This is a genomic window from Mesorhizobium sp. 131-3-5, assembly GCF_016756575.1.
In the GTDB taxonomy this organism is placed as follows: domain Bacteria; phylum Pseudomonadota; class Alphaproteobacteria; order Rhizobiales; family Rhizobiaceae; genus Mesorhizobium; species Mesorhizobium jarvisii.
In genome coordinates, this window is the sequence record NZ_AP023254.1 from 4023908 (window position 1) to 4044889 (window position 20982).

Annotated in this window: 19 protein-coding genes; 14 read left to right on the top strand and 5 right to left on the bottom strand. The window is 63.5% G+C overall.

The window, feature by feature from the left end; genetic code table 11:
* Positions 1-142: 142 nt before the first annotated feature.
* Both JG747_RS19630 and JG747_RS19635 read left to right on the top strand, forming a co-directional pair.
* A complete protein-coding gene (locus JG747_RS19630) occupies positions 143-727 on the top strand; it encodes a nitroreductase family protein (protein WP_064984219.1) in 585 nt (194 codons plus the stop codon).
* Positions 728-1336: a flavin reductase family protein gene (locus JG747_RS19635; RefSeq protein ID WP_064984220.1), complete on the top strand. Its 609-nt coding sequence runs from the start codon at positions 728-730 to the stop codon at positions 1334-1336.
* 17 nt (positions 1337-1353) lie between these two features.
* On the opposite strand, the gene JG747_RS19640 is transcribed toward JG747_RS19635, so the two are convergent.
* On the bottom strand, positions 1354-2064 hold the full coding sequence (locus JG747_RS19640; protein WP_202359854.1) for a TetR/AcrR family transcriptional regulator: 711 nt from the start codon (positions 2062-2064) through the stop codon (positions 1354-1356).
* 145 nt (positions 2065-2209) lie between these two features.
* Here JG747_RS19640 and JG747_RS19645 point away from each other — a divergent pair, with 145 nt between their 5' ends.
* Positions 2210-2887: a methyltransferase family protein gene (locus JG747_RS19645; protein ID WP_202359855.1), complete on the top strand. Its 678-nt coding sequence runs from the start codon at positions 2210-2212 to the stop codon at positions 2885-2887.
* A 168-nt stretch (positions 2888-3055) separates the two neighbouring features.
* Positions 3056-4957, top strand: coding sequence for a CASTOR/POLLUX-related putative ion channel (locus JG747_RS19650; protein WP_064984225.1), 1902 nt, complete (start codon positions 3056-3058; stop codon positions 4955-4957).
* Between the two features lie 19 nt (positions 4958-4976).
* Here the strand turns inward: JG747_RS19650 and JG747_RS19655 are convergent, their stop codons facing one another.
* Both JG747_RS19655 and JG747_RS19660 read right to left on the bottom strand, forming a co-directional pair.
* On the bottom strand, positions 4977-5858 hold the full coding sequence (locus JG747_RS19655) for an HpcH/HpaI aldolase/citrate lyase family protein (RefSeq protein WP_064984226.1): 882 nt from the start codon (positions 5856-5858) through the stop codon (positions 4977-4979).
* Positions 5858-6310, bottom strand: coding sequence for a MaoC family dehydratase (locus tag JG747_RS19660; protein WP_019858440.1), 453 nt, complete (start codon positions 6308-6310; stop codon positions 5858-5860). Before JG747_RS19660 ends, JG747_RS19655 begins: the two co-directional genes overlap by 1 nt.
* A 153-nt stretch (positions 6311-6463) precedes the next feature.
* Between JG747_RS19660 and JG747_RS19665 the strand changes: the two genes are divergently transcribed.
* Positions 6464-7588, top strand: coding sequence for a DUF2336 domain-containing protein (locus tag JG747_RS19665; protein ID WP_069092269.1), 1125 nt, complete (start codon positions 6464-6466; stop codon positions 7586-7588).
* Here JG747_RS19665 and JG747_RS19670 read toward each other — a convergent pair.
* Together JG747_RS19670 and parE are read right to left on the bottom strand one after the other, a co-directional pair.
* Entirely contained in the window at positions 7585-9651 is a 2067-nt protein-coding gene (locus tag JG747_RS19670; protein WP_069092268.1) for an FUSC family protein, read from the bottom strand. The genes JG747_RS19665 and JG747_RS19670 overlap by 4 nt on opposite strands.
* Positions 9652-9695: 44 nt before the next feature.
* A complete protein-coding gene (gene parE / locus JG747_RS19675) occupies positions 9696-11753 on the bottom strand; it encodes a DNA topoisomerase IV subunit B (protein ID WP_064984353.1) in 2058 nt (685 codons plus the stop codon).
* A gap of 237 nt (positions 11754-11990) precedes the next feature.
* Between parE and cpaB the strand changes: the two genes are divergently transcribed.
* The 9 genes from cpaB to JG747_RS19720 all read left to right on the top strand — a co-directional run bounded on the left by cpaB (position 11991) and on the right by JG747_RS19720 (position 20846).
* Positions 11991-12917: a Flp pilus assembly protein CpaB gene (cpaB, locus tag JG747_RS19680; protein WP_244748155.1), complete on the top strand. Its 927-nt coding sequence runs from the start codon at positions 11991-11993 to the stop codon at positions 12915-12917.
* 57 nt (positions 12918-12974) lie between these two features.
* Positions 12975-14393 (top strand): type II and III secretion system protein family protein, encoded by a 1419-nt coding sequence (locus JG747_RS19685; protein WP_446720617.1) that lies wholly within the window; start codon positions 12975-12977, stop codon positions 14391-14393.
* Between the two features lie 4 nt (positions 14394-14397).
* Positions 14398-14667 (top strand): hypothetical protein, encoded by a 270-nt coding sequence (locus tag JG747_RS19690; protein ID WP_019858432.1) that lies wholly within the window; start codon positions 14398-14400, stop codon positions 14665-14667.
* Positions 14668-14702: 35 nt separating this feature from the next.
* Positions 14703-15917 (top strand): AAA family ATPase, encoded by a 1215-nt coding sequence (locus JG747_RS19695; RefSeq protein ID WP_019858430.1) that lies wholly within the window; start codon positions 14703-14705, stop codon positions 15915-15917.
* Positions 15914-17335 carry a CpaF family protein gene (locus JG747_RS19700; protein WP_019858429.1) on the top strand — a complete coding sequence of 474 codons (1422 nt, stop codon included), beginning with the start codon at positions 15914-15916 and terminating at the stop codon, positions 17333-17335. The genes JG747_RS19695 and JG747_RS19700 overlap by 4 nt, the downstream gene beginning before the upstream one ends.
* Before the next feature lie 4 nt (positions 17336-17339).
* A complete protein-coding gene (locus tag JG747_RS19705) occupies positions 17340-18305 on the top strand; it encodes a type II secretion system F family protein (protein ID WP_032930462.1) in 966 nt (321 codons plus the stop codon).
* Position 18306: 1 nt separating this feature from the next.
* Positions 18307-19272, top strand: coding sequence for a type II secretion system F family protein (locus tag JG747_RS19710; RefSeq protein ID WP_202359856.1), 966 nt, complete (start codon positions 18307-18309; stop codon positions 19270-19272).
* A 110-nt stretch (positions 19273-19382) separates the two neighbouring features.
* Positions 19383-20210, top strand: coding sequence for a hypothetical protein (locus JG747_RS19715; protein ID WP_202359857.1), 828 nt, complete (start codon positions 19383-19385; stop codon positions 20208-20210).
* 162 nt (positions 20211-20372) lie between these two features.
* The gene (locus JG747_RS19720; protein WP_019858425.1) at positions 20373-20846 is read left to right on the top strand and encodes a tetratricopeptide repeat protein; all 474 of its coding nucleotides are present in this window, start codon (positions 20373-20375) and stop codon (positions 20844-20846) included.
* Positions 20847-20982: the final 136 nt, after the last annotated feature.

Here is a 20982-nt window from a genome sequence, read left to right on the forward strand (position 1 = left end):
GCCCATGGCGGTGGCAATTTCAAGGCTTAAGAGTCCGATCCATGGACTCTTCAGCCCGGCGCTCGCGCGCCTTTGCCCGAGCCGCCCGAATTCCCGATGGTGCGCTTCAGCTCAAAACAGAGTGTTCAGGAGACTTGCGCCCATGGCGTCGCCGATCATCGACTTCCTGCTGACCCGAAATTCCGCGCCGATTCCGGACCTCAAGGAGCCGGCGCCCAGCGACGCCGATATCGCGACGATGATCGCCGCCGCCACGCGCGTGCCTGACCATGGCCGGCTCGAACCCTGGCGCTTCATCCTTTATCGCGGCGATACTCGCATCGAGATCGGCAAAAAGCTGGCGGCGCTTGCCGAACAGCGGGAAGGGCCGCTGCCCGAGGGCCGCCGCAACCAGGAACTGGCGCGCTTTTCCCGTGCACCGCTGGTGATCGGCGTGGTGTCGGTGCCGAAAGAGAACCCCAAGATCCCGCAATGGGAGATGTTCCTGTCCGGCGGCATGGCGGCGATGAACCTGATGATATCAGCCAATGCGCTGGGCTATGGCACAAACATGATCAGCAACTGGTATTCCGACGTTCCGGAGGGCAGGGCGATCCTTGGACTGGCGCCGCAGGAGCGCGTCGTCGGTTTCATCCATATCGGCTCCTATGCCGGCCCGGCGCCGGAGCGGCCACGGCCCGATCCGGCAAAGCTCTATGCCGACTACTCGGGACCCTGGGCAGGCTGAATGTTCTACGAACCGTCCAAGGGGCACGGGCTGCCGCATGATCCGTCGAAGGCGATCGTGGCGCCGCGGCCGATCGGCTGGATATCGACGCTGAATGGGGCAGGCGAGATCAACTTGGCGCCATACTCCTTCTTCAATGCCGTTTCGACGCGGCCCTTCATCGTCTGGTTCTCCTCGGAGGGCGAGAAGGACAGTGCTTCCTTTGCCCAAGAGACCGGCGAGTTCGTTGCCAATCTGGTCAGCCGCGATCTCGCGGAGAAGATGAATTATACGTCCGTCAACGCGCCGCGCGGCGTCAACGAGTTCGTCTATGCCGATCTCGCCATGGCGCCTTCGCGTCTCGTGAAGCCGCCGCGCGTCGCGGCCGCGCCTGCCGCGCTGGAATGCCGGGTGACGGAGGTGTTTCGCCCGAAGGCGCTGGACGGAACGCCGACGAGCGCCGTCGTTGTCGCCGGCGAAGTGGTCTGCGTGCACATTGACGACGCCTTCCTGAAAGACGGCCTGTTCGACACCACCAAGGCTGGCAATGTGGCTCGGCTTGGCTACATGGACTATGCCAGCGTCGACGAAGTCTTTTCGATGCGCCGGCCACGCTGGGGCAAGGATTAGGTTTCAGACCTGGCAGATCACCGCGCCTTGTCGGCTTTCCGTCGGGCCGTCATGACGGCTCTGATATAGCCGGGCTCCCCGATCCGGATGCTGCCGTCGGGAAGGCCGAGAATGCGGTCGAGAGCGATTTCGTAGAGCCTGACGCGTTTTTCCAGCACCTCGATCGCGACCTCCATATCGGCGTCGCTGCCGCCGGCGATCGCCTTGGCGACGACATCATGCGCGGCCAAGCCGAACTGCATGACGATGTCGGCGACACCTTCCGGGTCGAAAGTCCTGAAGGTGCCGTCTTCGACACCTTGCCGGATGACCTTGACCAGCAGGGGCGAAAAAGACGCGTGAGCCGCCAGGTTGATGCGGTGGAAAAGAACCAGATTCTCCGGCCGAAACATCGTTTCGAAAAGAGCCCAGGCCTCCGCTGCGGTCTCGATCTTGGCCTGTCGCGACTGGCTGAGCAAGCTGTTCAGCCGTCCAAGCGGGTCGAGGTCGGGATCGTCGAGTACACTCTGAACCGCAGCCAGCGCCTGCCGCGCGAAACGGTCGGCCAAGGCTTCCAGAAGAGCCTCCTTGGAGGGGAAGTAGTGATAGAAGGCGCCCTTCGAGATGCCGGCTGAGGCAATCACGTCGTTGAGGCTCGCTCTGTCGTAACCCTGCGTCAGGAACAGGGCCTGGGCATGGTCCAGAATGTCTTCTCGCCTGATCTCTGGATGCTTGATGACACGGGGCATGACGAAACCTTCTGCACGCGCCGGCCGCTCCCGTCCAGCACGGATATCAGACAGTCCGCTTGAAACACAGACCACTGGTCGGTATGATAGACCATTGGTCTGTTTCAGCCAATGCAGGCGAGGGGCATAATGTGGAAGGTCGGTCATGATCGCGAAATTGCTTCTTCAGACATTCATCTGGTTCGGCGTCATGGGCGGCGCCTTGCTCTTCCTGTCGGCGGGCACCTTTGCTTGGCCAGCAGCCTGGGTCTATCTGGTGGTGATGGTGGGGCTGAGCCTCACCATGGGCGTGGCGCTGGCGCGGCGCGATCCGGGCCTGATGAATGAGCGGCTGAGCCCTCCGATCCAGAAAAGTCAGACACCGGCCGACAAGGTCCTGCTCTCCATACTTCTCATCGGCATCTTCGGCTGGCTGAGCTTCATGGGGTTCGACTTCCGTTTCGGCTGGTCGGCGGTCCCCTTCTGGGCGCAGGCGGTCGGCGCGCTGGTCCTGCTGGTCGGAATCTGGATCTGCTACCTAACCATGCTGGAGAACAGTTTCGCCGCACCCGTGGTAAAAATCCAAGATGAGCGCGGACAGCGCGTGATCACCACGGGCCCCTACAGCTACGTTCGCCACCCGATGTATGCCGGCGCCATCCTCTTTTTCGCCGGCACCGCACTCCTGCTTGGCTCTTGGTGGGGGCTGGTATCGGTGCTCGTGTTCATCGTTCTCCTGGCCATCCGCACCTTCATCGAGGAGAAAACCCTGCGCACCGGCCTGCGCGGCTATAACGACTACGCAACCCGGGTCCGCTATCGCCTGATCCCGATGGTCTGGTAGCCGCCGCACCAGACGCGCGCGGCAGCTTCGCCATCACGGAAGGAATCCTTCACCGTGACCACGCGAAAAGCGATTCCCCTTCCTCTGAACACACGCTAAGAGAGCGGCTTCGGCGATGCGTTGGGGTTAGCGTATCGACCTTGGGGATAGTGCGGGGGCACCACTGGCATGAAAAAACGCGACTCGCTGGGAGCCCGGCTGCGCTACGGCTTCGACAAGAGCATGGCCGCCGGCCCGATCGCCCTGATCGGCTGGCTTGCCGTCGTTTCCCTGCTGATCATCATCGCCGCCGCCGCTTTCCTTGCCGTGACCCGCATCGCGCCGGAAGGCGGCGAGCCGCTGAACTTTTTCGAAGCGTTCTGGGAATCGCTGATGCGCACGCTCGATTCCGGGACGATGGGCGGCGACACCGGCTGGGCCTTCCGCATCGTCATGCTGGTCGTCACGCTTGCCGGCATCTTCGTCGTGTCGGCCCTCATCGGCGTGCTCAGCGCCGGCGTGGACGGCAAGCTCGATGAATTGCGCAAGGGCCGTTCTCGGGTGCTGGAGAGCGACCACACCATCATCCTCAACTGGTCGCCGTCGATCTTCGACGTGATTTCCGAACTCGTCATCGCCAATGCCAGCCGTCGCCGTCCGCGCATCGTCGTCATGGCCAATATGGATAAGGTCGCGATGGAGGACGAGATCGCGGCCAAGGTCGGCAAACTGGGCAACACGCGCATCATCTGCCGCAGCGGCGATCCGACCGATCTCTATGATCTCGCCATCGTCAATCCGCAGACCTCGCGGTCGGTGATCGTGCTTTCGCCGGACGGCGACGATCCGGATTCGCAGGTCATCAAGACGGTGCTGGCGCTGGTCAACGACCCGAGCCGGCGCACCGACCCCTATAACATCGCCGCCGAGATCCGCGACGGCAAGAATGCCGAGGTCGCCCGCGTCGTCGGCGGGGCCGAGGTGCAGCTCGTGCTGGCCGACCAGCTGATCTCGCGCATCGTCGTGCATTCGAGCCGGCAGTCGGGTCTCAGCGGCGTCTATTCGGAACTGCTCGATTTCGACGGCTGCGAAATCTACACGACAGCGCAGCCAGGGCTCGCCGGCAAGACCTTCGGCGAGGCGGTGATGGCCTATGAGCACTGCGCGCTGATCGGGCTTTGTGACCAGGAGGGGCGCGTCAATCTCAACCCGCAGTCGGAACTGGTGATCGGCAAGGACATGCGCGCCATCATCATCGCCGAGGACGATGCCGCGATCAGGCTCGGAAGCACCGCGATCAAGATCGATACGGCAGCGATCCGCGGCCCGCGGTCCGTCGAGGCGAAGCCGGAGCGAACACTGATTCTCGGCTGGAACCGGCGCGGTCCGATCATCACCTATGAACTGTCGCGCTACGTCGCGCCTGGTTCGATCCTGACCGTCGCCGCTGATACGCCTGGCCTCGAGCAGGAAGTTGCCGGACTGCCGGTTGCCGGCGACAATCTGTCGGTTTCCTGCCGCATCACCGACACCTCGAGCAGCACGGCGCTGGCGAGCCTGGACGTGCCTTCCTACGACCACGTGCTCGTCCTCGGCTACAGCGAAGCCATGGCTGCGCAGCCGGCCGACACGCGCACACTGGTGACGCTGCTGCATCTGCGCAAGATCGCCGATGATGCCGGCCTGCACATCTCCATCGTCAGCGAGATGATCGACGTGCGCAACCGCGAGCTTGCGGCGGTGACCAAGGCCGATGATTTCGTCGTCAGCAACCGGCTGGTCAGCCTGATGCTGGCGCAGGCCTCCGAGAACCAATATCTCGCCGCGATCTTCGATGATTTGCTCGACGAGCAAGGCTCCGAAATCTACATGCGCCCGGTCGCCGACTATGTCGCCATCGACCAGCCATTGACCTTCTGGACGATCGCGCAATCGGCGCGGCTGCGCGGCGAGATCGCCATAGGCTACCGGCGAATCCGCGCCGGAGATGCCGACCAGCGGGCGCTGGGCGGCGTTACCGTCAATCCTCCGAAGTCGGAAGCGCTGACCTATCTGCCGGAGGACCGGATCATCGTGCTGGCGCGGGACTGACGAGCAAAGGCTCGCCAGACTAAACGGAGATCCCGGCTGCCTTGGCGCGGGCCAGCAGCCGTTCGGCCAGCCGCAGATGCGGGCGGTCGAACATCTTGCCGTCAATGCCGACGACGCCGGGATTCCCCGCCGCCTCGAACGCCGCGACGATCGCCGCCGACTGTTTCACCGCCTCGGCCGAGGGCGTGAAGGCGGCGTTGATGACGGACACCTGGTCGGGGTGGATCGCCATCTTGCCGGTGAAGCCGTCGCGCTCGGCCTCCGCGCATTCCGCGGTGAAGGCCGCCATGTCGCGAAAGTTCGGGAACACGGTGTCGATCGCCGCGACCTCCGCGGCTGTGGCCGCAAGGATGGTCGTCAGGCGAGCGTGGCGGAACAGGTCGGTGTAGCGGCCGTGCTCGTCGCGTGCCGCGCGTGCGCCGATCGCCGCAGACAAATCCTCTGCGCCCCAGGTCAGGCCGGCGAGCCGCGCGCTTGCGCCGGCATAGGTCGCGGCGGCGAGCACACCCGCCGGGGTTTCGGTGATGATCGGCAGGATTTTGATCGAGCCGTCGGGCAGGTCGTTCTCGGCCTCCCAGACCCTGAGCTTTGCCGAGAGCTGCTGTACATCCTGGCCGCTGTTGGACTTAGGCAGCATGATGCCGACCGGCTTTGCCGAAACGAGCGCGGCAAGATCGTCATCCGTCAACCCGGTCGAGAGGTCGTTGACCCTGATGTAGATGGCCGAGCTGGTTAGCCCCCTGCGTTCGGCAATAAAGCGTGCCGCAATGTCTCGCGCGGCTGCCTTGTTCTGCGGCGCCACGGAATCCTCGAGATCGACGATCACCACGTCGGCGCCCGCGCCAAAACCTTTTTCAAGCTTGCGCTCGGAATCGCCGGGGACGAACAGCAGCGAGCGCATCAGGCGGCCTTCTTCAGCATCATCGCTTGCCTGACGCATTTGGCGACGAGGTCGCCATGCTGGTTGTAGGCGCGGTGTTCGAATTCGACGATGCCGCGATCGGGCTTCGATTTCGATTCCCGCACCGAGATGACAGTGGTCTCGACGCGGATGGTGTCGCCATGGAAGACCGGGTGTGGAAAGGTGGTTTCCTTCATGCCGAGATTGGCGACCGTCGTGCCGACCGTGATGTCGTTGACCGAAATGCCGATCATCAGGCCGAGCGTGAACAGCGAGTTGACCAGCGGTTTGCCCCATTCGCTCCTGGCGGCGAAATCGAAGTCGATATGAAGCGGCTGCGGGTTCAGCGTCATCACCGAAAACAGCATGTTGTCGCTCTCGGTCACGGTCTTGCGAAGCGTGTGCTGGAAGACATGACCGACGACAAACTCCTCGAGATATAGGCCGGCCATTTTCAGTCTCCTGCACTGATTGACGGTTGATAGGCGCTGCATTCAGCGGTCGCAAGCCAGTTAATGAACATGGTGAACCGTTCGTAAACCATTTATGCCTACCGTCTCCAGCGGGGTCGGAAACCTTCCGGCATGGGGCGTAAGCAGACGGGCATGGTTGTTGTTTCGCATTTCCTGAAATGGATCTACACGGCAAGAGTGTCCGAGCGCGCCGCCGCGGCCAATGCGCTGGCCCGCGCCTATGTCAATTCCGAATTGCCGTTCGAGGACCGATGCGCCGCCGAGGCAGCGCTGACGCTGCTGCTCGACGATGCATCGTCGAAAGTGCGGCTGGCGATGGCCGAAGCGCTCTCGATGAGCCACCACGCGCCGCTGCAGATCATCAGTGCGCTGGCGTCTGACCAGCCGGAAGTCGCCGGTGTGGTGCTGGCGCGTTCGCCGCTGCTCACCGATGCCGATCTGATCAACCGCGTGGCTGCGAGCCAGAAGGCAACGCAGAAGCTGATCGCCGACCGTCCTGTCGTCTCGATGGCGCTGTCGGCGGCCATCGCCGAGATCGGTGAGGCGGAAGCCTGCGCCGTCCTGCTCGCCAATAGCGGCGCCAGCATTGCTTCGCTGAGCTTCCGCCGCATGGCCGAACGCCATGGGCACCTGCCGCAGGTGCGCGAGGCGCTGATATCGGACATCAGGCTGCCGGCCGACTGCCGGCACATGCTTCTGATCAAGCTCGGCGAGACATTGAAGACATCGCCGCTGGTCATGGCACTGATGGGCGCCGCGCGGGCCGATCGTGTCCTGCGAGACGCCTGCGTCAAGGCCTCTGTGACGCTGATTGAGGGCACGCGCCAGGAAGAACACGCCGCGCTGATCGAACATCTCAGGCTGCGCGGCGATCTCACCGCGAGCTTCCTCATCCGCACCATCGCGCATGGCAAGGTCGATTTCTTCGGCTCCACGCTGGTGGCACTCGGCCAGCAATCCGAGCCACGGGTGAGGGCGCTGCTGGCAGGCGGCCACGACGTGGCCTTGCAGGCATTGTTCCGCAGCGCCGGCCTGGCTGCCGCCACGCATGCCATCATCTTGCGTGCGCTGAAGATCTGGCGCGAGGTTGCCAATGGCAAGCGTGTTGCCGGCGTGCAGGAAGTCAGCTGGCTGATGCTCAAGGAGTTGGGCGGGCAATCCGCGGAAGGCGATCTCGCGGCCTTGGTCAAGTCGATCCATCTCGACGCGCTGCGCGAGAACGCGCGGGGTCACGCGCTGGCGATTGCAGCGGCCTAGCCTCGGTCTTTCGCGAAAAAGTCCGGAAAGTCCTCCATCGCGGCGGCAATGATGCGCAGGGATGCCGCGATCTGCAGCATGTCGCCGGTGGCGTTTCGCTGGGCGATACCAGCCGCATACTGCCGGGCGACAGCGACGGTCGCTGTCTGCGGATCGCCGGGGGAGCGGAACAGCAGTTCGCGCGCCAGCCCTCTCAGGAAATTGGCGATCGAAACCGTGGTTTCCGATGGGATGGCATGGTTTTGGCTCGCGCCGCGCAGCCTGAGGATCTCCAGGCCGACCGTCGCGGCGGCGACGCTCCCGCCCAGCACCGCCTCGCCCTTCCTGCCGGAGTTCTGCACCAACGGCATCAGCTGGTTGATGCGGTCATAGGCGAGGCTTTCGAAGGCCGAACGCCTCGGCACGCGCTCGTGCAGGCAAAGCCGTGCCAAATCCTCGCGCATGGCCCGCACGATCCGGTTTGCCGCGAGCCACGGATCGGCGGGCAGCACGGCAATGAAGACGCCGATCGCCAGCAGAATGCCGACCAGCACCGATGCCGAGCCAGCAAAGAACGGGCCAGGATCGTAGGTCATCGCTTGATGCGGGCTGAGGAAAGCGAGGAAGTTGATGGCGAAGGCCGTGGCGACGCCGACATAGCGCGGATTGGCCATGCCCAGCGCGGTCGGCACCAGGATCGGCACGACAAACAGGACGAACCAGCCGAAGCCGGGCAAAGCAGGCAATGCGATCTGGCCGACGAGGAAGGCAAAGGGCAAAGCTAGCAGCGTGCCCTTGAAGAAGCCCCAGGACACCTGCACCGGATCGGGGCGAGCGGCGAAAAGGCTGGATACGACGGCGACGAGAATGACCGTGCCCGCCGCCTCGGACCATTTCGTCGTCAGCCAGAAGGCCGCGACCAGCAAGGTGGCAAGGGCCGCACGCACGGCATTGCGCGATGCGCCAGGGTAGTCGCGGTGCACCACCAGGGCAGGCTGCCTGCTGGCGCGGCCCGTGCGGGTGACCGGTGAACGCAAGGCATCGAGCCCGCGCAGCACCTGCTTGAGCGCCTCGGCGAAATCGGCGGCGATGGTGAGGCGGGTGATGGTGCCGACCCTGTCGTCACCCTGGTCGACCGAGGCATCGGGCAGTTGCCGGGCCTTGGCCGAGATCGCGTCGAGCTGTTTAACCCAGGGTGCGGTATCGTCCAGTGCGCCGGGCTTTGCCGCCAAATCGCCGACAAGGGCCTGCAATTGCGAACGCACCGGGATGAGGGCGGCGTTTTTCGGGGCGGCGTGCGAATGCAGCGCGCGTGCCGCCGACAGGGCCGAGAGCAATTGTCCGATGGTGCGCCGCACCGGGTGGGCACGCGGCGCGAAGCTCGGCGCTTCCAGCCTGGCATAGGCGCGCATTTCGCCGAGTGTCTGGGTGTCCGCGACGAGTTTGCGATGCAGTGCGGAAAGTGTCGCTGTGTCACCGCCCGAGAAGGCGCCCGCGGCATAGGTGGCAAGGTCGAGAATGCAGCGCTTCAGCCGCGAGATGATGGCATCGCTGGCCAGTTTCGGCAGGATCAGCCGGCTGGTCACGCCGGCGCAGACGATGCCAAGCACGATTTCCGCGCAACGCGCGACAGCAAGATCGACGATCAGATGCGGCTGTCCGAAGGCAGGCAGGCCGATGATCATCGCCGTGTAACCGGCAAGTGCCGCACCATAGGCTTCGGGATTGCGCAGCAATGATGAAACGAAGGTGCAGATGCCGATCCAGACGGCGAGCACGGTCACCAGAACCCATGGGTTGGTGCCGAAGACAGTGGTGATGCCGATCGCCGCCAGCCCGCCGGCCAGCGTGCCGAGCAACCGGTAGAAGCCCTTGGCCAGCACCATGCCCGCGACCGGCTGGGCAACGATAAACACCGTCATCATCGCCCATTGCGGGTGGTCGAGCTTGAGGGCATAGGCGGCGAGCAGCGCGATCAGGCCGGCCGAAACGGTGCGCAGGGCGAAAATCCAGTCCGAGCGCGTCGGCTGCGTCAAACCGGCCAGGCTCGTCTCGAAATACGCTTTCAGCCGCGCCCAGGTCACATGCCGGTCTCCATATCGGAAGCGCAAGCTAAACTGGCCAGCGGCTAGATATCCAGCACTTCCGTCTCGGCGAATTCGGCACGTTCCTGGATGAAGCGGAAGCGGGCTTCCGGCTTGGTGCCCATCAGCGCGTCGACCGCGTCCTTGGTCGCTGCCTCGGCGTCGATCACATCGACCCGCAGAAGCGTGCGCTTCCTCGGATCCATTGTGGTCTCCTTGAGCTGAGAGGCCATCATCTCGCCCAGGCCCTTGAAGCGGCCAAGCTCGACCTTGCCGCGCCCGGTGAATTCGGTGCGCAGGAGCTCGTCCTTGTGCGCGTCGTCGCGGGCATACGCAACCTTGCCGCCTTGCCGGATCGAATAAAGCGGCGGCACCGCCAGGTAGAGATGGCCGCCACGCACTAGCGCCGGCATTTCCTGGTAGAAGAAGGTGATCAGCAGCGAGGCGATATGGGCGCCGTCGACGTCGGCGTCGGTCATGATGATCACGCGGTCGTAGCGCAAATCCTCATCGCGGTATTTTGAGCGCGTGCCGCAACCGAGCGCCTGGATCAGGTCCGATATCTGCTGGTTGGCGGCCAGCTTGTCATTGCCGGCACTGGCGACGTTGAGGATTTTTCCGCGCAATGGCAGTACGGCCTGACTGGCGCGGTCGCGCGCCTGCTTGGCCGAGCCGCCGGCGGAGTCACCTTCGACGATGAACAGTTCGGCACCGGCCGCCGCATTCTGCGTGCAGTCGGCGAGCTTGCCCGGCAGGCGCAATTTGCGCACCGCGCTCTTGCGCGACACTTCCTTTTCCTGACGCCGGCGCACCCGCTCGTCGGCGCGCGCGATCACCCATTCCAGCAGCTTCGAGGCTTCCTGCGGATTGTCGGCCAGCCAATGGTCGAACGGATCGCGGATCGCGGTCTCGACAATTCGAATTGCCTCGATCGTCGCCAGCCTGTCCTTGGTCTGGCCAACGAATTCAGGCTCGCGGATGAACACGGACAGCATGCCGGCCGCCGAGATCATGACGTCTTCGGAGGTGACGATCGAGGCGCGCTTGTTGCCGACCAGATCGGCATAGGCGCGCAAGCCGCGCGTCAGCACGTTGCGGAAGCCGGCCTCATGCGTGCCGCCTTCGCCGGTCGGAATGGTGTTGCAGTAGGAATTGATGAAGCCGTCGCCGCCAAACCAGGTCACCGCCCATTCGAGCGAGCCATGGCCGCCTTGCTTTTCGCTTTTTCCCGCGAAGATTTCCCGCGTCACCTGAAAGTCGTCGCCGAGCGATGCCTTGAGATAGTCCTTCAGGCCGCCGGGAAAATGGAACTCCGCCTTGGCCGGGGTCTGGTCCTTTTCCTTGATCAGCGAGGGATCACAGGTCCAGCGGATTTCGACGCCGCCGAACAGATAGGCCTTCGAGCGCGTCATGCGGTAGAGCCGCGCCGGTTCGAAGGCCGCGCCCTTGCCGAAGATCTGCTCGTCGGGATGGAAGCGGATTTTCGTTCCGCGCCGGTTGTGGACCTCGCCAAGCTGCTCCAGGCCGCTTACCGGAATGCCGCGCGAAAAGCGCTGGCGATAAAGCTGGCGGCCACGCGCGACCTCGACCTCGAGATGGTCCGACAGTGCGTTGACCACGGAAACGCCGACGCCGTGCAGGCCGCCGGAGGTTTCATAGACCTTGGAGTCGAATTTGCCGCCCGAATGCAGCGTCGTCATGATGACTTCGAGCGCCGGCTTCTTGAATTTCGGATGCGGATCGACCGGGATGCCGCGGCCATTGTCGGTAACGGTCAGAAACCCGTCGGCCGAAAGCTCGACATCGATGAAGGTGGCATGGCCGGCAACCGCCTCGTCCATCGAATTGTCGATGACCTCGGCGAACAGATGGTGCATCGCCTTGTCGTCGGTGCCGCCAATATACATGCCTGGCCGGCGGCGCACCGGCTCCAAGCCTTCGAGCACCTCAATGTCGGCGGCGCTATAGCCCTCGCTGCCATCCTTGGTCGCGGCTGGGCGCTTGGCTGCTGCCTGCACAAGCGGGTCGGCCGGGCGCGCCGGTGAGCGAACCGGCTGCGGCTGCTTGTCCATATTGCCGAAGAGATCGTTGTTGTCGTCCATGCCTGCCATAGGGTCCGGTGCTGCGAATCACTCGCCGATACTGCCACGCTTTTCAGCGCCAAGCGACGGAGGTTCCTGTTACGTTCGGGGATTTGACCCGTCTTATCCTAAAACCATTCGATAACCAAGCGGGCGGAAATAGGTCCAATACCACCGTTCTACATTCCTGATTCTTTAACAAAGCGGCCTAGCGTGAGCCCAACATAACAAGAAACGACGGCATCAGGGGTTTTCGGCGTGAGGGGCAAGGCCATAACGATGATCGGTATCGCCGCCGTTTTCGGCGCGATCTCGATCTTTGCCGCGGATTTCTGGGTCAAGAGCCAGGCCAAAGCCGATGCCGAGGAGAAGACGGCGTCGATCGCCGCTCCCGCCCCGCCCAGGATCGAGTTCAAGACCATCGTGGTGGCGAACGCGCCGCTGCGCTACGGCCAGGAACTTGACCGCGCCAAGCTGATCGAAATCCCCTGGCCACAAGATTCCCTGCCGCAAGGTGCCTTTGCCACCATCGACGGATTGCTCGGCGAGGGCAATCGCATCGTGTTGTCGCCGATCGAGGTCAACGAACCGGTGCTGCTGACCAAGCTGTCGGGGCCGAACGGCCGCGCTACGCTCTCCAACATGCTTACGCCCGGAATGCGAGCGGTGACCATCCGCACTGACGAGATCGCCGGCGTCGGCGGCTTCGTCACGCCGGGCGACCGCGTTGATGTCGTGCTGACGCGCGATGCCGGCGAAATCCAGGAGGTCGCCAAGAACGCGCAAGGTGCTGCCGGTTCAACCGTCACCTCCGAGATCGTCGTTGCCGACGCCAAGGTGCTGAGTGTCGGCCAGGGTGCCGACGAGCGCCAGACGACGCCGCAGATCACGAATTCCGTGACCATTGAAGTGACGACCGAAGGCGCGCAGAAAGTGGCGCTTGCCCGCACCGTCGGCACGCTGTCGCTGTCGCTGCGCTCAGCCTCCGAAGGCGGCGACGGCAAGAACGGCGTCACCACCATCTCGTCTTTTGGCGGATCGGTGGCGGCCAAGGCTCAGGCCACGGCCGGCTCGCTGTTCGATGCGATAACCAAGGAGCCGGAGAAGCCGAAATTCAAGACGGTCATCGTGACGCGCGGCACGAAGGCCGAGGAATATCAGGTTCCTGCGCCGGACCAGAAGTAAAGGCCGGTGGGGACCGGACGGGACAGGGCAATTGTGATGCGTACCCTATATCGAATGATGGATCGATCGCGCTTTGCGCGCGCTCTGGCGATGGCTGCTGCGCTGGTTGCGGGCGGAATGCTCGCCTTGCCCGGCGTGTCCAAGGCGGACAATGACATCGTCTATGTCTCGGCGGCCAAGAATGCGTCGATCAAGGTCGCCAAGGGCAAGCCCAAGACGATCGTGACGAGTGCCGCCTTCTACCAGATCGTCATCGGCGATCCTGAGATCGCCAACGTCAATCCATTGACCGACAAATCCTTCTATGTGCTCGGCAACAATCTCGGCACCACCGGCGTTGCGCTGTTCGACGAGAAAAAGCAGCTCGTCGGCACCGTCGACATCGAGGTGACGCTCGACACGGATCAACTGGCCAGCACCATCCGCGCCAGCGTGCCGGACGCCAAGATCAAGGTCGGGTCGGCCAATGGCCGTGTCGTGCTGTCGGGCGAGGCCGACGACGCGGTCGCCGCCGACAAGGCAAGCAAGATCGCCAGCCGCTTTTCCGGCAATGAGGAGGTGATCAATTCGGTCAACATCTCGTCGTCGCAGCAGGTTCAGCTCAATGTCCGCTTCGTCGAGATCAATCGCCAGGCGGGGCAGGATCTGGGCGCCAAATACAGTGCCAATTTTGCCTACGGTTTCGGCGGGCGCGATGTTTCGCTCGACCCCGGCACGGTGCCGGCAGCGGGAACCGGTGAAATCATCGGCCGGCTGCTGTCGAACGGCGTGTCGATCGACATCGCTATCAAGGCGCTGGAAGAGCGCGGCCTCGCCCGCCGTCTGGCGGAACCGAACCTTATCGCCCGCTCGGGCGAGACGGCGAGCTTCCTGGCCGGCGGCGAATTCCCGATCCCGGTCTCGGAGGACAACGGCAAGATCTCCGTCAGCTACAAGAAATACGGCGTCAGCCTGGACTTCACGCCGACCGTGCTCAAGGACGGGCTGGTGAGCCTCGACATCGCGCCGGAAGTCTCTTCGATCGATGCGTCGTCCTCCTACAACATCGGCACTATCTCCGTGCCGGGATTCATCGTGCGCCGCGCCAAGACCTCGGTCGATCTCAAGAACGGCCAGAGCTTCATGATCGCGGGACTGCTGCAGTCGCAAAACGACATCACCACGTCGCGCATTCCCGGCCTCGGCAAGATGCCGGTGCTCGGGGCGCTGTTCTCGTCGAAATCCTATCAGCGGCGCGAGACCGATCTGGTCATCATCGTCACGCCCTACCTGGTCAAGCCGGTCGATCCGTCGAAGAAAATGCTCGAGCCGACCGATGGCACGCGGCCGGCCAGCAATGTCGACTATTTCCTCAACAACACCGAGGAAGTGAAGGCATCGGACACCGGCCGGGCGCTGGCGCTGGCCGATGGCAGCGCCGCACGGACCGCTCCCGCCACCACGGTCGGGCACTTCCTCGACCTGCCGAAGGACTGAAACCATGCGTCTGGTCCTGACATCAAGTGTCGCCTTGCTTCTTGCCGGTTTGGCCGGCGGCTGCACCAGCGACGATTACATACGCACAGAAGGGGTGACGCCGGGCTCCGGAGACGCCCAGGCCGCCAACACCGTCATGCAGATGGTCGATCCCTGGAAATACGGCGTCCAGAACACAAGGCTTCTCGTGCCTGCCAAGCGTGGCGATGCCGGGCCGGTCACGCCGGATCAGGCCGCCGCTTCGAAGGCATCGCAGACGACCACCGGCAACTGACCCCAAAGGGCGATCGCGCTCACAGGCTGACAAAAATGGCAAACGGCATCAAGACCAAGAAGATCCTGCTCGTATCGACGGACAGGACCTTCGTGCAGGACACGCGGACCGCATTCGCCGCCTCCGAGATCATCCAGCTCTCGACGGTGGAAAAGAATGTCACCGAACTGCGCGGCGAGATCCAGGAGGCGGACTTCGGCGCCATCATCGTCGACATGGATGCGGCGAGACTGGAGGAGGTCGAGTCGCTGCAGCGCGTCATGCGCCGGCTGGAGGGCAAGGCGCCGGTGGTCGTGGTCACCCAGGAATTCAACGCCGCCGCGGTGCGCATCCTGGTGCAGCTCAAGGTCGCAGACTTCCTGGTCAAGCCGATCACCACGGCCGATCTGGTGCGCTCGGTGGTGCGGGCCCTGCAAGGGCCGGGGCGCGAGGAAAACACCGAATCGCAGATCTACACCTTCATGCCGGCCGCCGGCGGCGTCGGCACCACGACGCTGGCGCTGCAGACCGCATTCCAACTGCATCACTCGGTGACGCGCGGCGCCTCGACCTGTGTGGTCGACCTCAATTTCCAGCAGGGCGCCTGTGCCGAATATCTCGACCTCGAGCCGCGTTTCGACATCACCGAGATCGAAAACCAGCCCGAACGCCTCGACCGGCAATTGCTCGACGTGATGCTGTCCAAGCATGCCAGCGGGCTTTGCGTGCTGGCGGCACCGACGCATCCGTCGGAGATGCGCTCGTTCAAGACCGATGTCGTGGTTCGCATGCTGGACCTCGTCTCGGCCTATTTCGACAATGTCGTCATCGACATGCCGCGCACCTGGTTTCCCTGGACGGAGACCGTGCTGCTGGGCTCCAACAAGCTCTATATCGTCGCCGAAATGACGGTGCCGTGCCTGCGCCACACGCAAAGGCTGATCCAGGCGGTCTACGAGACCGCCGGCAAGGAAGTGAAGCCGAACGTCATCGTCAACCGTTTCGAGCAGAAGATGTTCGACAACGGCATCAAGCAGGCGGATGTCCAGGAGATCCTTGGCGAGCATTTCGTCGGCGGTATCGCCAACAATTACCGGCTGGTGCGCGAGGCGGTCGACCGCGGCGTGCCGCTGCACGAGATCGATCCCAACGCCAATGTCGTCAACGATCTGAAGAAGATCATCCTGCCGGAGGAGGCCGTCGCGACCGGAGCCAAATCGAAATCGCTGTTCGGTCTCGGCAAGGGCTTCTTGAAGAGGAAGGCCGGATGACCAGCCGTTTTTCCACCCTGCAGAACCGCGATACGCGTCCGCAGCGCCCGGCTGATACAACGCCGGTCGCGCATCATGCGGTCGTCATCCCGACCAGCCGGAAGGCTTTGCCGGCAAAGCCGGATGTCGCGCCGGCAAAGAACGCCAACAAGGTGCTCGATGCGCGCGTGCGCATTCACCGCATGCTGCTCGAGGAAATCAACCTGGTGGCGCTGGAGCGTTTGCCCAAGGAGGAGATGCGCCGGCAGGTGCATGATTTCGTCTCGGAAAAAACCCGCCAGGAGCGGATGGCGATCAACACCGCCGAACTTGAAGCGCTGGTCGACGATATCGTCGACGAGATGGTCGGCCTTGGTCCGCTCGAGCCCTTGCTCAAGGATCCCGACATCAACGACATCCTGATCAACGGCCACCAGAACTGCTTCATCGAAAAGAAGGGCAAGCTGCAGCAGGTTCATATCCCGTTCAAGGACGAGGCGCATCTGCTTAGAATCATTAACAAAATCGTCGCCGCGGTTGGCCGCAGGGTCGACGAATCGCAGCCGATGGTCGATGCCCGCATGCTGGACGGCTCGCGCTTCAACGCGGCCATCCGCCCGGTCGGCGTCGACGGGCCGCTGGTGTCGATCCGCAAATTCTCCAAGAACAAGCTCGGCCTGCACAAGCTGGTCGAATTCGGCGCCATCACGCAGAACATGGCCGAAGTGCTGGCGGCGGCCGTGCACGCCCGCAAGACGACGATCATTTCGGGCGGCACCGGCACCGGCAAGACGACTATGCTCAACGCACTGTCGGCCTTCATTCCCGAAGACGAGCGGCTGATCACCATCGAGGACGCGGCCGAACTTCAGCTGCAGCAGCCGCATGTCGCGCGCATGGAGACGCGTCCCGCCAACATCGAGGGCCATGGCGAACTCAAACAGCGCGATCTCGTCAAGAACGCGCTGCGCATGCGCCCCGACCGCGTCATCCTCGGCGAGTGCCGCGGCGAGGAGGCCTTCGACATGCTGCAGGCGATGAACACCGGCCATGAAGGGTCGATGGCGACCATCCACGCCAACACGCCGCGCGATGCCATTTCGCGCCTCGAACAGATGTTGGGCATGACCGGCATGCCGATGACGGTGCAGTCGATCCGCAGCCAGATCGCCAGCGCCATCGACATCATCGTGCAACTGACCCGGCTTTCCGATGGCAAGCGCAAGGTGACAAGCGTTGCCGAGGTGACCGGCATGGAAGGCGACGTCATCCAGATGCAGGAGATCTTCCGCTTCGTGCGCACCGGCATGGATGCCGATGGCGGCATCCTCGGCTATTTCGAGGCAACCGGCATTAGGCCGCGCTTCCTGGAGGATCTGCGTGCCATGGGCATCGAGTTTCCCGGACGGTACTTCGAACCCGGCCGGCCGCAGGAGTAGCCGGGTGTTCGACGGGCTGAGCGCAATCTATGTCGTCTATGCCGGGGCAGCACTGACCGGCATCATGATCGCCGAGGCCTGCTATCTCCTCTATGCCGGCCGCAGCGACAAGCGCACCGCCATCAACCGGCGCATGAAGCTGCAGGAAAGCAAGATCAGCCAGGAGCAGGTGCTGATCCAGCTGCGCAAGGAGCGCGGCCTCGACGCGGGCACCTCGCTGTTCTCGCCAGACCGGTTCCGCGCGCTGCGTACGCAGTCGGGCATGATCATGCCGCTGTCGAAATTTCTGATGATCACCTCGGGTGTGGCGATGGCCATGACCCTGGTCGCCATCTGGTACGGCTTGCCACTGCTGATGGGGCTTCTCCTGTTCGTCGTGCTGTTGCCGCTGGTGCCGGTGATGGTGATGCGCTCCATGCGCAAGCGTCGGCTTAAGCGCTTTGGCATGCAGCTGCCCGAGGCACTGGAACTGATCACGCGCGGCCTCAAGGCCGGTCACCCCGTGCCGGTGGCCATCGCCATGGTGTCGCGCGAAATGCCCGATCCGATCGGCACCGAGTTCGGCGTCATCGCCGATGAGGTGACCTATGGTTCCGACCTGGTCTCGGCTTTGAATTCGCTGTTCGACAGGGTCGGCCATGAGGATCTGCCGCTGTTCATCACCGCCGTCTCCATCCAGTCCAGTTCGGGGGGCAATCTGCGCGAAATCCTCGACGGCCTGGCGCTGACGATCCGCGAGCGCGGCAAGCTGCGTCGCAAGGTGCGCGCCATCTCGACCGAAGGCCGCATGTCGGCCTACATCCTGACGGCGATACCGGCGCTGCTGTTTGCCGCCATCATGGCGCTGATGCCGGGCTTCTACCGTGATGTCTGGGACGAGCCAAAGACCTGGTACCTGATCGGCGGGTCCGTGACCTGGCTGATGCTGGGCAATCTGATGATGTTCAAAATGTCGAATTTCAGGTTCTGACATGCAGGGCTTCATCGAATTCCTCGCCTCGCTCGCACCGACCTCCCTGATGCCGGTGGCGATCCTGCTTCTGGCCCTGGGCAGCGTCGCCGTCGCCTGGCCGATGGTGGCGGCGAAGGGCGACCGCAACGACGTGAAGCGCCGGCTCAAGGTCGACCATGGCGCGGTGGCCGCGAAGCCCGAGCCGCTGCAGAAGAAGAACGCCAATGTCGTGCGCGAAAAGGCGGTGAAGCGGGCGCAGGAATTCTACGCCAAGAGCGATCCGGAAAATGTCGCCCGGTTGCGCATGAAGCTGATCCAGGCCGGCTATATGGAGCCGCGCGCCGCCGGCACGTTCTTCATCATACGCTTTTCCGCGCTGGTCGGCGGCGCGATCGGCGCCTTTGTCCTCAACCAGTGGCTGGCCAGCGCCGAAGCGACGATGACCAGCCGCTGGGCGTTCGTCATCCTGTCGGGCGTGGCCGGTTATTTCCTGCCCGGCCTGGTGCTGACCCAGCAGGTGCGGGAGAAGATGCGCGAGTACCGCAACGGCTTTCCCGACTTCATGGATCTGATGATCGTCTGTTCGGATGCCGGCATGAGCATGGAAGCCGGTATCGAGCGCGTCTCGAAGGAGCTCGCCAAGACCTATCCGGCGCTCAGCCAGAATTTGCAGCTGGTGTCGCTGGAACTGAGGGCAGGGCGCAGCCTCGACGATGCGCTGAAGGCACTCGCCGACCGCCTCAGCCTGGACGAGGTTCGCTCCTTCGCCACGCTCTTACAGCAGTCGAAGGAACTCGGCACCAGCCTGTCAGGCGCGCTGCGCGTCTTCTCCGACGAAATGCGCCACAAGCGCATGTCGCTGGCCGAGGAAAAGGCACATGCCTTGCCGGCCAAGATGTCGATACCGGTGACGGTGTGCATCCTGCCGGTGGTGCTGATGATCGCGATCATCCCGATCATCGTCAAAATGACGGGTAACCACTAGGCGACATCGATGTTCAGTGGCAAGCCTGCGCATCGCGGCTTGCCGAGCTTGATACGGAGCTTGGCCAACAAGTTGCTGCCCGAACTCGGCCCTGCGACATGAGGATCCCCATGCGAATGTTGTTGTGTGCCGCCGCTCTTGCCGCGGCCAGTCTGTGGCCCGCCCTGGCCGCGGCCGATGATTGCGGCGATGCCGCCGCGCTGTTGCGGCAGGCTTATCCCAAGATTCAAAAGAGCGCCGACGGCCGCTCGTTCACGCTCGAACCGCATACCAGCATCCCGCTTGCGGTCCCGCAGGACGGTATGCCTGGCCTGCTCTGCAAGGTCTGGCCTGCCCATGACGATCTGTTGCTGGTCGCGGTGCCGCTGATCGACAGCGTCCAATCCGCCGACGGCCAGCATGTTGGCGACATCGAGCTTCTGGTCGTCGACAGGAAGACCCTGCAGGTACGCCAGCGCCTGCTCCAGCCCAGGCTGATGAACGACGATGCCGTCGCCATCCGGGGAATCGAATTCGATACCGCCCGTTATGGGCTGGCGCCGGGTGTCACCGCCTTCGGCCTGCGCATCGACATGGCCAATCATTCACAGCCCAATCCCTTCAACGAAACCGACCTGCGGCTCTACGCCATATCAGGCAATGCGCTGCAGGCGGTGCTCGACGGGCTTGCCGTAGCCGGCCATGGCGGCGAAGGCGACACCAGTTGCGCGGGATCCTTTCATTCCAGCCAGGTCAGCCTGGCGATGAGCCCGAGGATCCATCGCGGCTACCATGACATCATCGCGGTAGAGCGGAAGGATACCGACGAGCCGCTCCCCGACAAGGATGGCGAGTGCCAGTCCCACCCCGGCAAGTCGGTGAGCTGGACCTACCGACTGCGCTATGACGGCCACCGCTATCCGGTTCCGGCCGAGCTCAAGGCAATGGATCCGCCGTGAGACCGTCCCCCCGCGTCCGCTTGAGGCGTTGGGGTCCGGTGGTTAATGGCTGGTAATTGCGGAAACCAAATCTTAGCTGCATTTCGGTACCGAAGCTTAATCGCTTTGCTCTAATGTCTTTACCTGAAGAACGACCCGGCAAATCGGGCGACGGGGCAGGGCATGCGTCAGACACAATTTGCGGCGATGGCCACGATGGCGGCCGTCCTGATGATCACCGGGTGCACGACGAACAACAACGTCGACACGACCAAGACGACCGCGATCCAGCCGGCGGCCAAGGATGTCGACACATCCGACCTGGCACAAGGCAAGGCGCAGTTTCGCGACGCCAATTATGGTCTCGCCGAACAGCATTTCCGCAAGGCCGTCGAGCTGAAGGCTGACAATGCGGAGGCCTGGATGGGGCTGGCCGCCTCCTATGACGAGCTCGGCCGCTTCGACTTCGCCGACCGCGCCTATGGCCAGCTGTTGAAGGTCGCCGGCCGCAAACCGCAGATCGTCAACAATATGGGCTATTCGCAACTGCTGCGCGGCAACAAGAAAAAGGCCAGGGCGCTGCTGCTCGAGGCGAAGGCCGGCATGGCCGACCCGACGGTCGTCAACGCCAATCTCGCCTTGCTGAACAAGGGCTGATGCGCGTTTGATCCTCGCGCTGCCCAAGGGCCGATTTCCGCACGGGCACTGTCGACGCTTTGTAAACCCTAAACGCAGCCTGGGTCGAAAGATCGGCTGAAAACCATGTTCGAGGGCTGCCGCTGACCTAGAATGC

What these genes read in the sequence shown, in the direction of transcription:
- JG747_RS19630 (WP_064984219.1), top strand. Translation starts at nt 143, where the DNA reads ATGGCGTCGCCGATCATCGACTTCCTGCTGACCCGAAATTCCGCGCCG.
- JG747_RS19635 (WP_064984220.1), top strand. Translation starts at nt 728, where the DNA reads ATGTTCTACGAACCGTCCAAGGGGCACGGGCTGCCGCATGATCCGTCG.
- JG747_RS19640 (WP_202359854.1), bottom strand. Translation starts at nt 2,064, where the DNA reads ATGCCCCGTGTCATCAAGCATCCAGAGATCAGGCGAGAAGACATTCTG.
- JG747_RS19645 (WP_202359855.1), top strand. Translation starts at nt 2,210, where the DNA reads ATGATCGCGAAATTGCTTCTTCAGACATTCATCTGGTTCGGCGTCATG.
- JG747_RS19650 (WP_064984225.1), top strand. Translation starts at nt 3,056, where the DNA reads ATGAAAAAACGCGACTCGCTGGGAGCCCGGCTGCGCTACGGCTTCGAC.
- JG747_RS19655 (WP_064984226.1), bottom strand. Translation starts at nt 5,858, where the DNA reads ATGCGCTCGCTGCTGTTCGTCCCCGGCGATTCCGAGCGCAAGCTTGAA.
- JG747_RS19660 (WP_019858440.1), bottom strand. Translation starts at nt 6,310, where the DNA reads ATGGCCGGCCTATATCTCGAGGAGTTTGTCGTCGGTCATGTCTTCCAG.
- JG747_RS19665 (WP_069092269.1), top strand. Translation starts at nt 6,464, where the DNA reads ATGGTTGTTGTTTCGCATTTCCTGAAATGGATCTACACGGCAAGAGTG.
- parE (WP_064984353.1), bottom strand. Translation starts at nt 11,753, where the DNA reads ATGGACGACAACAACGATCTCTTCGGCAATATGGACAAGCAGCCGCAG.
- JG747_RS19685 (WP_446720617.1), top strand. Translation starts at nt 12,975, where the DNA reads ATGGATCGATCGCGCTTTGCGCGCGCTCTGGCGATGGCTGCTGCGCTG.
- JG747_RS19690 (WP_019858432.1), top strand. Translation starts at nt 14,398, where the DNA reads ATGCGTCTGGTCCTGACATCAAGTGTCGCCTTGCTTCTTGCCGGTTTG.
- JG747_RS19695 (WP_019858430.1), top strand. Translation starts at nt 14,703, where the DNA reads ATGGCAAACGGCATCAAGACCAAGAAGATCCTGCTCGTATCGACGGAC.
- JG747_RS19700 (WP_019858429.1), top strand. Translation starts at nt 15,914, where the DNA reads ATGACCAGCCGTTTTTCCACCCTGCAGAACCGCGATACGCGTCCGCAG.
- JG747_RS19710 (WP_202359856.1), top strand. Translation starts at nt 18,307, where the DNA reads ATGCAGGGCTTCATCGAATTCCTCGCCTCGCTCGCACCGACCTCCCTG.
- JG747_RS19715 (WP_202359857.1), top strand. Translation starts at nt 19,383, where the DNA reads ATGCGAATGTTGTTGTGTGCCGCCGCTCTTGCCGCGGCCAGTCTGTGG.
- JG747_RS19720 (WP_019858425.1), top strand. Translation starts at nt 20,373, where the DNA reads ATGCGTCAGACACAATTTGCGGCGATGGCCACGATGGCGGCCGTCCTG.